Source organism: Mesorhizobium sp. J428 (assembly GCF_024699925.1).
In the GTDB taxonomy this organism is placed as follows: domain Bacteria; phylum Pseudomonadota; class Alphaproteobacteria; order Rhizobiales; family Rhizobiaceae; genus Mesorhizobium_A.
The window spans coordinates 2308432-2324514 of the sequence record NZ_JAJOMX010000001.1 but is presented as its reverse complement, the minus strand read 5'-3'; the positions used below and the strand labels follow the sequence as shown (position 1 = coordinate 2324514).

Genomic DNA, 16083 nt, shown 5'->3' with positions numbered 1-16083 from the left:
CGGTCCTTACTTGAATTTCTTCCGCAAATAGCCGCTCAGGCCATCGACGATCGTCACCATCACCAGGATAATGAACAAAATGGCGCTGACTTCCTGGTACAGCATGATGCGAAGCGATCCCATCAGCTCGAGGCCGATGCCGCCCGCGCCAACCATTCCCATTACCGTGGAAGCGCGGAAGTTATATTCCCAGCGATAGATGGACACGTCGGCGAACTGCGGCAACACCTGCGGCAAGACGGCGTGGAACAGCACTTGGAGTGGAGTTGCGCCTGCGGCCCGCGCGGCTTCTACTGGCGCCTCATCGACATGCTCGATTGCTTCCGCAAAGAACTTGCCGACCATCCCCACCGAATGCAGGCCTAATGCCAGAACGCCGGGTAGAGCGCCAAAGCCCACAGCAGCAACGAAAATGATGCCCATAATCAGCTCCGGGACCGAGCGAAGCGCGTTCAGCAGGGTGCGGGCGATCTGAAACACGACCGGGTGCGGCGACGTATTCCTGGCAGCAAGAAAAGCCAGCGGAAACGACAGAAGCACCGCTATTGCCGTTCCGGCGATACTCATCGCCAGAGTGTCTACCAGCGGCTTGAGCCATGCGCGCGCGTTGGTGAAGTCCGGTGGCATCGCCTCGCGGGCCAGCGTCAAGATGGCCGGAACCCCGTCAGCCAGGGTCCCGAAATCCAGAAGACCAACATACCAGAACGCAACCAGCACAATAGCGAGTACCGCAGCAACCTGGGCAGACTGCCGGATCCACGCCCGGCCGTACTGGTCGAGATAATGGCTTGTGGTGCTGATTTCGGTTGCGGCGCGCATCGTCATCACGTCCTCACATCGCCCCGAAGTCGATTCCGAGCAGCTTTCCCATATCGCGGATCACGTCGTAATCCTGGTCCGTGATCGGTACGAAACCGTCGGCCTTGAAGTTTTTTAGAACTTCGGGATCCTTCAGGTTCACGAAAGTGCTGCGGATGTTGTCCTTCAGCTCTGGCGTCAGGTCGGAGCGCATCGTCCATGGATACTGGGGATACTCCTTGCTGTAGGCGATGACCTTGACCTTGCCCGCGTCGACCAGCTTTCTCTCGAGAAGAGTTTTCCAGATTACCTCGGAAAGCCCCCCAACCTCCGCATTGCCGTTGGCGACATTCACCGCAACCGCATCATGGCTGCCGACGAAATGCTGTTGGTAGTCGCGATCGTGCACAAGACCGGCTTCCGCCATCATCGTCTTCGGGATCAGATGACTGGATGTCGAGGCGCGATCGCCGAAAGCGACCTTCTTGCCCTTGATGTCGCTGAGCGAATTCACATTGGCATTGACGTTGGCAATGACGACAGAGCGGTAAGTCGGCTTGCCGTCGCTGACCATTGCCGCAAACGGCTCGATATCGGCTTTGCCCTTGGCAAGCACGGCGACAGCGGGCCGAAATAGGCCAAGTCGATCCGGCCAAAACGCATTGCCTCGATCATCGACGAATAGTCCGTCGTCACGATCAGTTGGACTTCCTTGCCCAGCTCGCGTTCCAGATATTCCTTGAGCGGCTGATTGCGCTTGATCAGCTCGGACGCATTCTCATCCGGCAGCAGTGCCACCTTCAGCGTATCCGGATTGGCATCCGCAGCCAACACCGGCGCAGTCAACCCGAGGGCTAAGGCAGCGGCAACAGCGAATTTCAGCAGGCGGTTCATAGGGTCATCTCCATCTCAGGCGTAAACGTTGGCTGTGCGTAGGCGGGGTTACTCGTCCGGCTGGGTGCGATTGGCTCACGGCGGTGCCCGGCGTATATCGCAGCGAGCTTGTCGTCATTGAGCTCATCAGTAGCGCCGTCAAACACAACATGTGCACTGGCAAGGCCAATGATCCGGTCTGCAAAGCGCTGCGCGTATTCCAGCTGGTGCAGTGACACGATGGCGGTGATGCCGTCCTCTTTGCATACCTGGCGAAGCAGCTCGAGGACCTTCTCCGAGGTGGCGGGATCGAGGCTGGCGACAGGCTCGTCGGCCAGAATGATGGTGGGCTGCTGCGCCAGCGCGCGGGCAATTCCGACACGCTGCTTCTGGCCGCCAGAGAGCTGATCGACACGCGTCATGGATTTGTCGGCCAGACCGACGCGCTCGAGGCAGTGGAGAGCCAGTTCCAGGTCGGCGCGGGGCAGCGGGAAGAAACTGCGCAAGGTATTGTGATAGCCGAGTCGGCCGGTGAGGACGTTGGCGAGGGCCGTATGTCGCTCGATCAGCTGGTGGTGCTGGAAAATCAGTGCCGTTCGGCGCCGGTGCTGGCGGAGTGCGCCGGTCGGGCCAAGGACACCGAAATCCGATGACACAATCTCGCCGGAAGTAGGTTTGACGAGGAGGTTCAGGGAGCGCAAAAGTGTCGATTTCCCCGCACCCGACAGGCCGAGCAAAACGGAGAACTCGCGCTGGAAGAAATCGAGGGTGGTCGATCTGAGCGCCACCACACCGCCTGAATAGGTCACACCGACATTGCTGAGCCGCAACACATACTTGCGGCCGGTCTCGGCATCGTTGGCCTTCATGGATCACCATCTGTAATGTGTATGACGCAGACATTGCGTTTCGCAATACAGTAGGGCTCGTGGATGACACTTCGATGTCAAGGTCGCGAAGGTTTTGTGACTCTATCCGTCAGTGAAGTGACCCTTCGCCGCGTGCAAGGCGGACGATGCTGCATTGCGGCAAGGTCGTTACATCCGCAAAAGTCTCATTTCCGCGTTCAAACCTGCTGTAGCTGCTTGTGTTGTGAATGGCGGCTCCGGGTCGGATTTCATGTTTGCCGCGGTTTGCACGAAGGTCCGGTCGTGGCGCTCCTTGCTCGTTGGGGTGGACAAAACGAACAGCCGCTTTCCACCCTGAGCGGTAGTTTATTAGGGTGCCAAGCATTAGATTTTGGCCACCAGTCTGCGCTGTTGGTCTTGCACGAGCAGGCTGAGTGCCTGGATGTGCTGAGCCATATGGCGATTCGCCCCCCCTGAGTTCGCGCAGTTCGTCGGATTCGCAGCCCCTCAGCACCGCGACCAGGGCCTCGAGCTCACGGATGCGATCCGTCGCGGTCAGCGGCTCTTCGCGGTCGACGGCGTTCGGCTCACGGAATCGCCACAGGAGTTCGGGCGCGCGGTAAAGCGTGGCGCGGGACACGCCGGCTTCGGCGGCAAGGCGCGTCGCGGTGAGTTTGCCGCTTCCGGGATGCACCGCGAGACGGGCGAGCGCCTCCTCGATGGCCTGAACCGCGATGCTGCTGATCGGCTTCATGCATTGGTTCCTTCCAGCAGAGGGGCAATCAGGCGGCGCATACGTTCGATATCCTGTGTGAGCGCGGTGCGCTGAAGTGGCGATAGCCGATGGTCTTCCAGCAACCGCCCGGCTTCGGCGATGGACGCCTGCCATGGTGGAAGATGACGACGGGTGATGCAGGCGTTGGGGCAGCGATCGGGGCGGCACTGCGATAGGGCCGGCATGGTGCGATCGAGATCGTCCTTGTCTTGGTCGAGACAGAGCGCCGTGTCGGGATCGAAGAAGCAGTCCGCCAGCAATCCGACATGCAGTGTGCGCCCGAGGTGGGCTAGCATGGCGCGAAGCCTTTGAGGCTCGACAATCCGGCCCGGCAGGTCGCCCAGTTCGTCCCTGATCCTCGTGAACTCGGCGCGCAGTCGCGCTGCTGCCGGGCCGGCAGGAGGGAGGTTGTGCCTCACAGCCTGTTCGTAGTGCTCGACCACATCATCAAGCTGGCCGAGGGCACGTTCCTGTTCGACTTCCTGACGAAAGCCCGACGGACTGCTGCCGGAATATCCCTCGAACATGGCGATGGATGTGTGCTTATGCTGGATCTTGCCGGCCACGGTTCCGAACGGGCGATTGGCGACATGCCAGGCAAGCGTGCGGCGGAACTGGCGTGTGGTGAACCACCAGGAGGCACCATCGACCTGCGGGATCGCCTGGCCGTCGGCCGCCATGCCATCGATCCGGTCGCGAAGATCGTTGATGAGCGGTCCGATCCCCATACGCAGTTCGGCTGAGGCGGCACTTGCCATCGACAGGCTCTGCCAGGTCGTCTCTATGCCGCGCGTTGCGCGCTGTCGTTCACTGAGCCTCTCGGCCACGGCGACCGCCCGCACGGCGGGTGCGATGGTAATCCATTCGGCTTCCTCGCCGGTCGGCGCGCGCATCTTGTAGACCGTGCTCCTGATCTGATGGCGTTCGACGAGGCCGTCGGCGCTGCGAACTGTCGTGCAGCACCCGACGCGCATGGCCTGCAACTCGCTGTCACGCATTCCGGTGAGATAGGCGCAGACGACATAGGCCGCCGCCTGCAGCATCCGTTCCTCCCGAGCGACGCTGTCCTGATCGAACCGATCTCGCCATGGTCGCCCGGTGTCCGGATCGAGCGAAACCTTGCTGTCCATGCCGCCGGATTCGCCGCCGAGGCGCGCGAAGGCGCGATCGAGCCGTTTACGTCGCACAGGTTCCAGAAGATGTGCGGTCTTGCAGCCGAGTTGCAGGGCGATCAGTTCGAAGTTCATCCGCCCGTCCGGAGGCGGCTGGGAATAGCCGCCCTTGTTCGCCAAGCGCAGCGGAATGCCCCGTCCGGCCGCGCAACGGCGGCCGATGTAGAGATCGAGCCTGTCGGTCAGATAGTCGCCGGTCGAGGCATTATGGAGACGTGCTGCCCTGAACGCTTCGAGGTCGGCGCGCGCGGCGAAGATATCAGACGAGAACAGATCGATATACTTCAGCGACCAGTGCAGCAGCGCGCCGATGACGGGTTCGGGGATACGAGGCGTCCGGTTCTCGACTGCGAGCGACTTGCGGGGGCTGCCCGCCACTTGTGCTGCCGGTCGGCCGCGCCACGGCTGGCAGGAGAAGCCGCCGAGGGTGAGATACGGGCCGTAGCGATCGAGCAGAATCGGATAGGCTAGCAGATGGGTGATGCGTTCCGCAGTGCGCCCCTGCTTGCTCTTCAGTTCGGCAAGGTGCGCATCGAGCAGGGGCTGATCGACCGCGTGCATCGAGAACCTTCCGCACTCCCGCGCCACGAAGTCCATGAAGCTGGCGATCCCTGTCAGCGTCGTGCGCGCCGTGGTCGGCGCCATGCGGGGTTGCGTCGGCAAGGGCGATGCCTCGTTCATGCGCGCCCACAGGAACTCCTTGGCGGTCAGCCGCTGGAGGGGGTCGGCGATCACGCCGAAATCCACCGACGTCAGCCCCCGCGGGACGTTCTCGCGGAAGATAGCCGGGCGGAGGTCCCAGCGGTCGTCACCAAACCGCGACAGGCGCTCGGGATCGGCATCGGGCCTGAGCGTCTGGGTGGCGAGCACCAGTTCGTCGGCACGACGATACTTCGACCAGGGCTCCGTTCTGAACTCTACGCTGGCCGTCATGTGGCGACCACTTCGGCAGGCAGGTAGATGAGATCGCTTGCCGATTCCGCGGTTGCGCGGGCGGAGGCGACCACCGCCTTGGGAAACGCTGGTAATATCTGCTCGCGGATGCGCCGCCAAGCACGGCCGAACTTGGCGTCCCAATCGGCTTCGGCGAGAGCTTCGCGCTGTTCGGTCATGAAGGTCTCGAACGCGATCAGCGCCGGCAGCTTGCGGGCGGTGATGACGGCGTTGCGGCATTCCAGGCATGCCCAGAAAGGTGATGGGCAGGCTTCGCCGTGCCTGCCGAACGGACTGTCGTAGAAGCCCGCGCATCCCGCCAGCCAGACATCCTGCTCGCCGTCGAGCACGGTCGCTATGCTCTCCGATACCGGGGCGGCAGATGGGCCGGTCCCATCGCCTTCGGTCCGGATACGGGCCTCTTCTGCCGGAGCGACGATCCTCGGTGCCGCGAGTTCCGCCGCCTGTAAGGCATCCTCGATGGCGGCCACGACGGTCGCCTCGTGGACGGGGCGCAGCGCCGGGATATCCGCGTAGTGATCGGCGGCCACCTCGACCGTATGCCCCCGCGCGAAATCCTCCAGCTGGCCGCCGGTCCTGGCGTACCACTTCGCCTTGTAGGTCTTGCGCAGCCTTGACAGCTCAAGGCGCAGCGGCGCGCCATGCTCATCGACAAGGCCGTGGTCGCGAACAAAGTAACGGCTGATGATGCCCCTTGATGAAATGCCCTGCATCAATCCCGTGAGGGACCCCCAGATCCACAGGCGATCCGAGCCAGTTCGCGTGCGGGCGCGGGCGGTAAGCCGGATCGCGAGCCGGATGAGACCTCCCGGCGTGGTCATGCCGCCATCGCGCATCCGCAGCGTCTTCCACTCGGTTCCGTGCGCGCGACGCTTGAAATAAGCGATGTCGACGAAGCCCTTGGCGCGGTTCCTGAGGCAATCCGCCTTCAGGTCGTAGATGCACTCCATCTCCAGGCCGGTCGACAGCGACAGGAGGATGGCGAAGCCGACGATGTCGACGGCGGTGAGATAGAAGCGTGCATGTGTTGCCGGACAGCTCAGATCAGTCCGGCGGCGAGCGCCACGATAGATCGCACGTTGGCGCATCCTGTCGAAGATCTGGTCCTTCGAATACGCCCAACCGTCCCGCTCGATCGCTTCCAGCACCTGCTGATAGGCGTCGGCGACGATCGGATGCAGACCGTCCGGGACGGAGGGCAATGTGCCTTCCAGCGCGATACGCCGTGCGGCGTCGAGCACCTGCTTGCGAGCGGCCCGGCGGATGCTGGCGGCGATCGCGTCGCCATAGGCGTCACGGGGCCGGCTGTTCTTGTAGGGTTCCAGGCTCAGATAGGTCAGGCGGATCAGCAAACCGGAAGCCAATGTCCCCGGCTTCTCCTCTTCCATGCGGCGCAGAAGCAGGATCGGCCGTGCCAGCAGATGGCGCCTGGAGATCGCGCCCGCATGGGTATGCCGCTTCAGCCATGCCTCATAGCGGTCCAGCAGGCCGGGATCGATCGCGCTGACGGCATCGACCGTCTCTTCGGTGTTGTCGATGAACATGAAGAAGCGACGGAGCTGCTCTGCCTGCGTGCGGACCTTGGTCGGCGTGCAGACCACGCCGGGCGCAGTCAGATTGTCGCGTAGCGCCGTGCCGAAGGCGCGCACCAGTCGTGGACGGGAATAGTCGGGAAGCGCCACGGTGACGTGGCCGCCATCCTCCACCGGAACGTCGAAGCGAAGCGCGCCGAATGGCCGAGGCGGCGCGGTCTGCGGTTCCGGAAAGGTAGCGCGGCGTCCCCTCATGCGACGCCATCCAGCGCCGTGCTCCAACGCTCTGCCGCGGCTTCGACGAGGGCCCGGCTCTCATCAAGGCTGTCGAGATAGATGTATGTGCTGGCAATGCTGGCGTGGCCCAGCAGGCGTTGCAGCTTCTGTAACGGATCGCCTATCATCCGCCTGTAGGCTGCCGATCCGGGGTCGTCGGGTGGCCCATCGGCCAGAACGGAGCCGATCTGTTCGCGGATAAGCATCGACAGCATATGGACGGCAAAGGTGTGCCGAAGTGCGTGCGGCGTGACCACCAGATCGAGGCCGGCCCTACAGCAGCGGGCGCTTGCCCGCCGGAACACCGCCGCCCATGCTGCCGGCGTCATAGGACGGCCCGCTTCACTCAGCCACAATGTTAGGGGCTCTCCAGCCGGAGTGACGAGGCGCTGGCGGTGCAACGGGGTCAGCGTGTCGAGCCGTGCGCCGCTGACAACGCCCTCGTCATCGGCAAGATCGACCGAGGTTCGGTTGGAGGCGCCCGCTGCGATCAAGGGCCGTGACGGAAGGCGTCTGATCCTGGTGAGCGCGTTCGCGCGCTCGATCTCGGCATAATCGTGAAGCCGCCGTAGCAGCCTGACCGGAATCCTGATCTCCCTGGAGCGTCCGCCCTTGGCAATCGACCCCGGCAAGCGAAACGGTATCGACCTTGGCCTTGACGGCAAACGTTCCAGAGAAGGCAACTCGACCGTCAGCAGGCTCGCGGCCTCTTCGAGCCGCAGCCCGGTCGTGACCAGCAACTCGGCGAAAAGCGCGTTGCGCTCTCCGTGCCGCCCCGTCCAACCCTCGTCATCCCGGCCATCGTCCAGCCGACCGCGCAGGCCGGTATCCCGAAACAGCAGGAAAAGGTCCAGCCCGATGAAGCGAAGGTCGCCCCGACGGGCGCCAGGCTCTCGTGCCCGCGAGGTCCGCGCGGGAACATAGCGGCCCCGTCCCACAGGCCGCCACGCGACAGGCGTTCCGAATGGCGAGGCGGCGATCAATCCCTCTTCGGCGGCCCAGCCATAAAACTTCTCCAGAGCCGCGACGCTCCGGTTCCATGAGGCGGCCGAGATCCGGTGCGGAGGTTCCGAACGGCGCCTTGCTGCGTGAAACACGGCGACATCCTCCCGGTCCGCACTCCACACGCTCTTGCCGTCGCGCCGTTCCGCGAGGAACCGCATCCATACGACCAGATCACGGCCATAGGCGCGCAGACTGTTCGGCGAGCGCACGCCCATCGTCGGACAGGCCCGGAAGAAGCGGTTGAGATCGTGGTCATAGCTGCCGTCGTCGCCGAGAATGAAGGGGATGCCATCGCTGAGCCCCGATCTGTACGCCGCTGCGATCGCGGCAGCGCACAGATTGGCACCTTCCTCGGCAACGACAGGCCCACGAAGAGAGGCCAGATCGGTGAAGTCAGTCCCGGGATAAGACCTCCTTCGGGGTCGTTGATCGCCGGGACGGGCTCGAGCCCGCCCCGGCGATCAACGACCCCGCCAACCTCGTCATCGGGCGCATGTTCGCAATCGTCATAGCAACCAGACATCACAGGCGTGAGACACCTTCATAGAGTCTGGATAATGCCGAGGTCCTGGGCCGGGAGACGGGCCAGCCTGTCGGTGAACCGGCCAAGCTGATCGCCCCGATGGTGGAACGCTTCATGGCGACCGATCGCGCCTTCGCCAAGGCGCGGCGGAATTCTCATTCGCAGTTGGACAGCAAGGGGTAGCGCTCCTCGAGCAGCTTGAGGAAATGCGCCAGCGCCGGATTGTCGTTGTCGCCTTGCCAGTAGGCGGCATAGCTGATCCGGCTCGGGCCGTTGCCGTCGCGCGCCTCGCGATAGACGACGCCCACATAGCTGGCGCCAATGCATGCCTCGCACATCAGGCCGACGCCGAATCCCGCGCCGACCAGGCTCTTGATGTTCTCGCGGCTGATATCATGGCTGATCACCTTCGGCCGCTCGCCGGGCGCGGCGAGCTTCGCCAGAAGGATGTCCTGGATCTCCGGTCCCGGATCGCGCTGGCTAAGAAGGAACGTCTCGTCCTTGAGATCGGTCCAGTAGACGATGTTGTTGCTCGCCAGCCGGTGGCCTTCGGGCAGCGCGACCATGACACGCTCGCTCCAAAGCGGCATGGTCTTCACGTCGCGCGTGCTCGGCTCTCCGGTGACGATCGCCACGTCGAGCGTGCCGCGCTCCATGCTGGCGAACAGGCATCTTCGCGCACCCTCGACCGTTCGGATGTCCACCATCGGGAAGCGGGCCGCATACTCCATCAGGCTGGCACGCAGGTTTCCGGCCGAGAGCGACGTGTAGAACCCGATGGTGAGCTGGCCGGATTCGCCCCTGCCCATGTCCCTGGCGGTCGCCGCCATGTGATCGACGGTCTCAACTAGATGGCGGGAGGTGCGCAATACTTCTTCGCCTGCGGTCGTCAGGTGCACACCGCCGCTGGTTCGCTCGAACACCTTGACGCCCAGTCGGTCTTCCATCTGGCGAATGCAGCGGCTCAGCGTCGACTGCTTGACACCCAGTTCCTCAGCCGCACGCCGGAAGCTCTGGAAATGAGCAGCGGTGACCGCATAGCGCAAATGTCTCAGTTCGATACCCGCTGCCAGTGATCCGAACTCCTCCTGGCGCTTCCAGCCCCGCCCAGCCTGGCGTCACCGGGAGACTTTGTGTTCGGCCGATGCGCGACCTTTTCAATTGTATGCCTTTGACACGAAGGAATTGTGACCGCCCCGACCGTGCAACCGACTCGGATCACAAGAGCCGCTGACAGGTGTATAATTCGATGAGCCTAGAAACACTGGTGAGAAGCATTCGCATACTTAGGCGGCCGATATCCGGCGGTTAGTTCCCTTGTCAGGTGGTCCACCGTCAGCGCTATGGGCATCCGTCCGGCCAACTTTCGTCCGGGCGCATAGATTGCACCTAGACAACGACGGGTTGGGCGCTCTAAGCAAAAAACGGTCCCACTGGGCCGTTCTCAAACGCTTGATTTTCTTGGGAAGTTTTGAGCAGGCGAAGGGATTCGGCCCTCGACCCCAACCTGGCAGGTTGGCGCACCCGACAGGATTCGAACCTGTGGCCTCCACCTTCGGAGGGTGGCGCTCTATCCAGCTGAGCTACGGGTGCATCTAAATTTTCGCCTAGCCCGGCCAACCAAGAGTGGTCAACGGACTCGGCACTTGCCGATTCGATTCTGCCTGTAAGACGGGACCGCAAATTGGTGGTTCGCGACGCTACGCCAATCTAGCCGTTTCGCCTCCACGCTATCCCGGCAACTGCTTACGCGACGCTTACGCGGGCTTTTTTGCGGTTTGGACGGACAGGCGATAGTCTTACAAGTCCTTGATATTCTACCTAGTTTTCAACTCCTTCCTTGCACGAACTGTCTTGACACGAGCCTTCGGAGGGCAACGCTCTATCCAGCTGAGCTACGGGTGCAGGCCAAGGGAGAAGCAAGGGCTTCGCGGTCTCTCATAGCCGATCAACAGCAGGCCTTCAACGCCGAAAAGACATCTAGGCCATCGGCTTTCTCCGGAAGCAGGACCGCCGAGAGAACCAGTGCTTTCACGACGGTGTACGACGTATAGACGCACGGACCAACCTTCCGCGACAACGCTTGTCGGTCGCCGGCGCGGCAGGTGCGGGGTGCGGTCCTGCGGTGCGCCGGCGGCTGGGCAAGCCTGTCAACGCGTCTATCTGTCGACGCCGCCCCAGATCGCCTCGGCGGTCTTCACGACCAGGTCGAGCTTGCGGCGCTGGTCGTCGGCCGTCACCTTGTTGCCCTCCTCGGTCGAGGCAAAGCCGCATTGCGGGGCGATGCCGAGTTGGGCGATATCGGCGAACTTCGACGCGGCGTCGAACTTGCGCTTGAGATCGTCGAGCTTTTCCAGATCACCTGTCTTGGTGGTGATGAAGCCCGGCAGGACGCGCTTGTTGCCACGCGGCAGCAGGCGAAGCGGCTCCAACCCGCCGGCGCGCTCGGTGTCGTATTCCATGAAATAGACGTCGACGCCGGTCTGGTTGAAGATCGCGTCGGCCGCGGGGTCGTAGGCGCCCTCGGCCGCATAGGTGGAGGCGAAGTTGCCGCGGCACATGTGCATGGCGATCAGCATGTCGTCGGGGCGATCCTTGATCGCCTCGTGCATCATCCAGGCATAGCGCTCGATCAGCCAGTCCGGATCCTGGCCATCAGCCTTCTTCGCAGCCCGATGCTTGGGGTCGCAGAGATAGGCGAAGAAGATGTCGTCCATCTGCAGGTAGCGGCAGCCGGCATCGTAGAACGCCTTCACCGCCTTCGCATAGGTTTTCGCCAAATCGGCGAACAGCGCTTCCGGGTCGTCGCGATATTCCTTCGGATGGATGTCGGCCTTCGCGACGCGGAAGTGACAACAGGACGGGCCGGGAATCGAGATCTTCGGCGTGACCTTCGTCACCGAGGCGACGTAGCGGTAGTGGTCGAGCATCGGATGATCGTCGGGAAAGTCGAGCTTCTCCTTGATCGTCGGGAAGATGGGCCGGAGCTTCACGCCGTGGAACTGGATGCCTTCGTCACGCTCCTCCAGGTCGAAGCCGCTGAGTTCGCCCATGAAGTCGTAGTGCCAGAAGGAACGGCGGAACTCGCCGTCGGTGACGGCCAGCAGCCCGGCCTCCTCCTGCTGGCGCACTGCCTCGCGGATCGCTTCGTCCTCGATCTCCTTCAGCTCTTCCTTGTCTAGGGTGTGGTCCTCGTAATGGGCCTTGCGCGCGGCCTTGACCGGTTCGGGGCGCAAAAGACTGCCGACATGGTCGGCGCGATAGGGTGGGGTGGGCATGTGTCCTCCGCGGATTCTATGGCTGCAATCCGAGCCAGGCCGGAAGCTGCCATACATCGGCCAGCCTGGCAATTCACTGTATACAGGACAAGTGACGTGCGACCACGGCCGCCCAAATTCCATGCCTGCTCCCTCTCGCGGTCTGCAGGAAGTCGAGCTAAGAATGACTCATGGGGCGGGTGAAATTCCAAATGCCGCACTGTCTGTATACCGAAAGCGGCAGGGTGAACTCTTCATTCGAAGAGACCATTTCCAAATTCGTTCTTTTGTATAACAATCACCCATCTGATCACGCTATCCAGGGAGGAGAATGCCATGACCAGACTGACACGCATGCTGCTGGGTGCAACGGTTGCGCTCGGCACGATCACAGGTGCCGCGTGGGCGCAGGACGCGACGCTCAAGCTGCACCAGATGCTGCCGCCACAGGCGACTATCCCCGCCAAGGCGCTGCGGCCCTGGGCCGAGAAGGTGATGAAGGAATCGGGCGGGCGCCTCAAGATCGACCAGTTCGACGCGATGGCGCTGGGCGGCAAGCCGCCGGAACTGATCGACCAGGCCAAGGACGGCGTCGTCGACATCGTCTGGACCGTCATCGGCTACACGCCCGGCCGTTTCCCGTCGACGGAGGCGTTTGAGCTGCCGTTCATGATGACGACGGGCGAGGCGACCTCGCGGGCGGTGCAGGAGTATTGCGAAAAGCACTGCATGGACGAATTCAAGGACTGGAAGGTCATCGCGTGGCATGCGCACGGCCCCGGTCTGATCCATTCGAAGAATCCGGTGACCAAGCTGGAGGACATGAAGGGACTGAAAGTGCGTGGCGGTTCGCGCATGATCAACCAGATGCTGGAGAAGCTCGGCGCCACGCCGGTCGGCATGCCCGTGCCGGCCGTGACGGAGGCGCTCTCCAAGGGCGTGATCGACGCCACAACGATCCCGTGGGAAGTGACCCCCTCGCTCAAGGTGGCCGAGCTGGTGAAGAACCATACCGGCTTCTCCGGCAAGCACGGCCTCTACACCCAGACCTTCGTGGTGGCGATGAACAAGGCGTCCTACGACAAGCTGCCGGACGACCTGAAGAAGGTCATCGACGACAATTCCGGCATCGAGACAGCCGCCTTCTTCGGCAAGGTGATGGACGACGGGGACAAGGTCGGCCTCGCGATCGCCGAGAAGCTCGGCAACAACATCGTCACGCTGGACGAAGCCGAGACGCAGCGCTGGAAGGACGCCGCCGCGCCGCTGGTCGAGGCCTGGGAAGCGGAAATGACCGCCAAGGGCAAGGACGGCAAGGCGCTGGTGTCGGAAGCTCGCAGCCTCGTCGAGAAATACTCGACCGGCATGTAGGCTGACGACGGACTGAACAGAGCCGGCCGCGGCGACGCGGCCGGCTTTCTCGTGCCGCTTGACCGATCCGGGATATCGACGGATAGAGGCAGCGGCCGGACGCAACTTGCCGCCGGCTGCCGGGAGAACGGTCGATGAAGCGCTCCGAGGTCAACCGCATCCTTCGCGACGGCGACGCGTTCATGCGAACGCACGGGCAGATCCTGCCGCCCTTCGCCTATTGGACGCCGGACGAGATGCGCGCCCGGCGCGGCGAGATCGCCGGCATCGTCGAGCGCCGGCTAGGCTGGGACATCACCGATTACGGCCGCGGCGATTTCGCCAGGCGCGGGCTTTTCCTCTTCACCGCACGCAACGGCGACGCTGCGGACCTGCGTCACGGACGCGGCATGCTCTATGCCGAGAAGATCATGATCTCGCGCAAGGACCAGGTTGCGCCGATGCATCGCCACAACGTCAAGGCGGAGGACATCATCAATCGCGGCGGCGGCGCGCTGGCACTGAAGCTCTACGCCTCAGGGCCGGACGGGCTGATCGACCGTGGCGAGGACGTGTCGGTGCCAACGGACGGCGTCATGCGGACGCTGCCGGCGGGCGGGATCCTGCGACTGGCGCCCGGCGAGAGCGTGACGCTGCTGCCCGGCGTCTGGCACGCCTTCTGGGGCGAGGAGGCGGACGTGCTGATCGGCGAAGTGTCGACCGTCAACGACGACCTGACGGACAACGTCTTCTCCGAGCCGATCGCGCGCTTCTCCGAGATCGAGGAGGACGAGCCGCCGGCGCATCTGCTCGTCTCCGACTACGACACCTGGCTTGCCTGACGCATGGACGAGGCGAGCCTTCTTGCTGTGATCATGGCGCGCGCCAGTGGCCGCGACCGGCTGATCGTGGGTATCGCGGGAGCGCCGGGCTCCGGCAAGTCGACGCTCGCCGAGCGGCTTCGCGAGCGGATCGAGGCGTCGGGCGAAAGCGTCGCGGTCATTCCGATGGACGGCTTCCATTTCGACGACGGGGTGCTGTCCGCGCGCAGGCTGCTGCCGCGCAAGGGCGCGCCGGAGACATTCGACGTCGCAGGATTCCGTCACCTTATGATGCGCCTGCGTGCGCGGGAGGCGGAAGTGGCGATTCCGGTCTTCGACCGCTCGATCGAGATATCGCGGGCCGGCGCGGCGATCGTGCCGGACGAGACGCAGATCCTGCTTGTCGAGGGCAATTACCTGCTGCTCGACGAGACGCCCTGGAACGGCCTCGCCGGCGCGTTCGACATGACGGTGTGGCTCGACGTGCCGGTGGACGAGCTCGAGCGCCGGCTGGTGCAGCGCTGGCTCGACCATGGCTTCGCGCCTGACGAGGCACGCGAGAAGGCGCTGTCGAACGATATTCCGAACGCGCGGCGCACCGCCGCCCGCAGCGGGGTGGCGGATTTCACGCTCTGAGGCGGGCTACTCTGTGCCGCCGATGTTCCAGCCGCGGCCGCGCGCGCCCATCAGCTCGTAGCCGTCGGCCGTCACCGCGATCGTGTCCTCCAGCTTGATGAAGCCGCGCGAGGGATGGAGCATCGTCGTCTCGACCGAGATCACCATGCCGGCCTCAAGCGGCTTGTCGGCGTCGACGCCCTCATAGGCGACAGGATGATTGGTCATCAGGAACGGCGCCTCGTGGCTGACGAGGCCCATGCCGTGGGCGAAGAAATCCGTGTAGGGCGCAACAGGGGAGGCTTTCAGCACCTTCTCCGCATGGGCGATCATGTCGCCGCCCGCAGTACCCCGGCCGGATGCGCGAGAATGCGGCCTGCTGGACCGCGTCGACTTCTTCGAGCAGGTCCTTGAGCTCCTGGTCGGGCTCGCCCAGCACGGCCATGCGGCAGAGGTCGCCGATATAGCCGTGATAGTTGCCGCCGGAATCGAGCGACATCACCTCGCCCTTGCGCCAGGTCTGCGGCGACACTGCCCTGTTGTGGCTGGGGCCCAGCGTGATGAGCGCATATTCGAAGGTGAGGCCGCGGTTGGTTTCCTCGCGGCGCAGCCGCTCGACGATGTCGCCCTTGGACGATCCTTCGCGCTGGCTGGCGAAGACGGCGAGCATCGAATCCGTGATCAGTTCCGACGCGAGTCGCAGCCTGGCCAGTTCCTCCGGCGTCTTGATGGCCCGCAGCCGTTCCAGCATGCTGGTCGCGTCGACGAGCTTCGCATCGCCGAGTTCGGACTGAAGCGTGGTCCAGGCGTCGTGCGGGACGAAGCCTGGCTCGAGTCCAATTCTCGAACTGGCCAGACCAATTTTCCTCAGATGGGCAGCGGCCTCCCTGGCGGCATCCACCGATCCCCAGCAGGTCGTGAACACCGACGGGGTCCAGAACGGGTTCACCTGCTGCTCATGGCCTTCCATCCGATTGCCGACATAAGCGGCGTGATCGGGCTTGCCACGGACATAGATCACCACGGGGAGATAGCGGCTGTGGCCGATCGCATCCATGGCGTGGAAGAAGATGTAGCGGTAGCCGCCGAGCAGATATTGCACATTGTGCTTCGACGTGGCGAGCACGACATCGATGCCGGCTTCGTCCATCAGCCGGTCGAGCTTGTCTTGATCAAACGGAGCGCCGGCGGTCTGAGGCCGGGCGGACGATGCGGTCATGGTTTCCTCCCAGATGCGCGCGCCTCCCTTCTAGACCGAAGCGGCGCGGAAGGGAACTGGTCCAG

At 63.6% G+C, this 16083-nt stretch carries 11 protein-coding genes, 1 tRNA gene and 3 pseudogenes; 4 read left to right on the top strand and 11 right to left on the bottom strand.

The window, feature by feature from the left end; genetic code table 11:
• Positions 1-6 precede the first annotated feature (6 nt).
• The 7 genes and pseudogenes from phnE to LRS09_RS11680 form a co-directional block, all read right to left on the bottom strand.
• Positions 7-819 (bottom strand): phosphonate ABC transporter, permease protein PhnE, encoded by an 813-nt coding sequence (gene phnE / locus LRS09_RS11710; RefSeq protein ID WP_374684908.1) that lies wholly within the window; start codon positions 817-819, stop codon positions 7-9.
• 13 nt (positions 820-832) lie between these two features.
• Positions 833-1692 (bottom strand): annotated as a pseudogene (phnD, locus tag LRS09_RS11705) (phosphate/phosphite/phosphonate ABC transporter substrate-binding protein).
• Entirely contained in the window at positions 1689-2540 is an 852-nt protein-coding gene (phnC, locus tag LRS09_RS11700) for a phosphonate ABC transporter ATP-binding protein (protein ID WP_257806719.1), read from the bottom strand. The pseudogene phnD and the gene phnC overlap by 4 nt, the downstream one beginning before the upstream one ends.
• Positions 2541-2649: 109 nt before the next feature.
• Positions 2650-3273: a hypothetical protein gene (locus LRS09_RS11695; RefSeq protein WP_257806718.1), complete on the bottom strand. Its 624-nt coding sequence runs from the start codon at positions 3271-3273 to the stop codon at positions 2650-2652.
• The gene (locus tag LRS09_RS11690) at positions 3270-5399 is read right to left on the bottom strand and encodes a hypothetical protein (RefSeq protein ID WP_257806717.1); all 2130 of its coding nucleotides are present in this window, start codon (positions 5397-5399) and stop codon (positions 3270-3272) included. The genes LRS09_RS11695 and LRS09_RS11690 overlap by 4 nt, the downstream gene beginning before the upstream one ends.
• Positions 5396-7207, bottom strand: a complete 1812-nt coding sequence (locus tag LRS09_RS11685) for a hypothetical protein (RefSeq protein WP_257806715.1) — start codon at positions 7205-7207, stop codon at positions 5396-5398. Before LRS09_RS11685 ends, LRS09_RS11690 begins: the two co-directional genes overlap by 4 nt.
• A complete protein-coding gene (locus LRS09_RS11680) occupies positions 7204-8448 on the bottom strand; it encodes a tyrosine-type recombinase/integrase (RefSeq protein WP_257806712.1) in 1245 nt (414 codons plus the stop codon). Before LRS09_RS11680 ends, LRS09_RS11685 begins: the two co-directional genes overlap by 4 nt.
• Before the next feature lie 344 nt (positions 8449-8792).
• Here LRS09_RS11680 and LRS09_RS11675 point away from each other — a divergent pair.
• Positions 8793-8939 (top strand): annotated as a pseudogene (locus LRS09_RS11675) (DUF2274 domain-containing protein); the annotation flags it as partial.
• On the opposite strand, the gene LRS09_RS11670 reads toward LRS09_RS11675, so the two are convergent.
• From LRS09_RS11670 to LRS09_RS11660, 3 genes are all read right to left on the bottom strand, one after another.
• Entirely contained in the window at positions 8912-9802 is an 891-nt protein-coding gene (locus LRS09_RS11670; RefSeq protein WP_257806710.1) for a LysR family transcriptional regulator, read from the bottom strand. The pseudogene LRS09_RS11675 and the gene LRS09_RS11670 overlap by 28 nt on opposite strands.
• 470 nt (positions 9803-10272) lie before the next feature.
• Positions 10273-10349 (bottom strand) — tRNA-Arg (locus LRS09_RS11665).
• Positions 10350-10915: 566 nt separating this feature from the next.
• Positions 10916-12034, bottom strand: coding sequence for a 5-methyltetrahydropteroyltriglutamate--homocysteine S-methyltransferase (locus tag LRS09_RS11660; protein ID WP_257806708.1), 1119 nt, complete (start codon positions 12032-12034; stop codon positions 10916-10918).
• A 315-nt stretch (positions 12035-12349) separates the two neighbouring features.
• Between LRS09_RS11660 and LRS09_RS11655 the strand changes: the two genes are divergently transcribed.
• The 3 genes from LRS09_RS11655 to LRS09_RS11645 all read left to right on the top strand — a co-directional run bounded on the left by LRS09_RS11655 (position 12350) and on the right by LRS09_RS11645 (position 14820).
• Complete coding sequence (locus LRS09_RS11655; protein ID WP_257806706.1) at positions 12350-13384, top strand: TRAP transporter substrate-binding protein; 1035 nt, start codon at positions 12350-12352, stop codon at positions 13382-13384.
• A 134-nt stretch (positions 13385-13518) separates the two neighbouring features.
• On the top strand, positions 13519-14205 hold the full coding sequence (locus tag LRS09_RS11650; protein WP_257806705.1) for a D-lyxose/D-mannose family sugar isomerase: 687 nt from the start codon (positions 13519-13521) through the stop codon (positions 14203-14205).
• A 3-nt stretch (positions 14206-14208) separates the two neighbouring features.
• Positions 14209-14820, top strand: a complete 612-nt coding sequence (locus LRS09_RS11645) for a nucleoside triphosphate hydrolase (protein WP_257806704.1) — start codon at positions 14209-14211, stop codon at positions 14818-14820.
• 6 nt (positions 14821-14826) lie between these two features.
• Here the strand turns inward: LRS09_RS11645 and LRS09_RS11640 are convergent.
• Positions 14827-16018, bottom strand: a pseudogene (locus tag LRS09_RS11640) (M24 family metallopeptidase).
• Between the last annotated feature and the right edge of the window lie 65 nt (positions 16019-16083).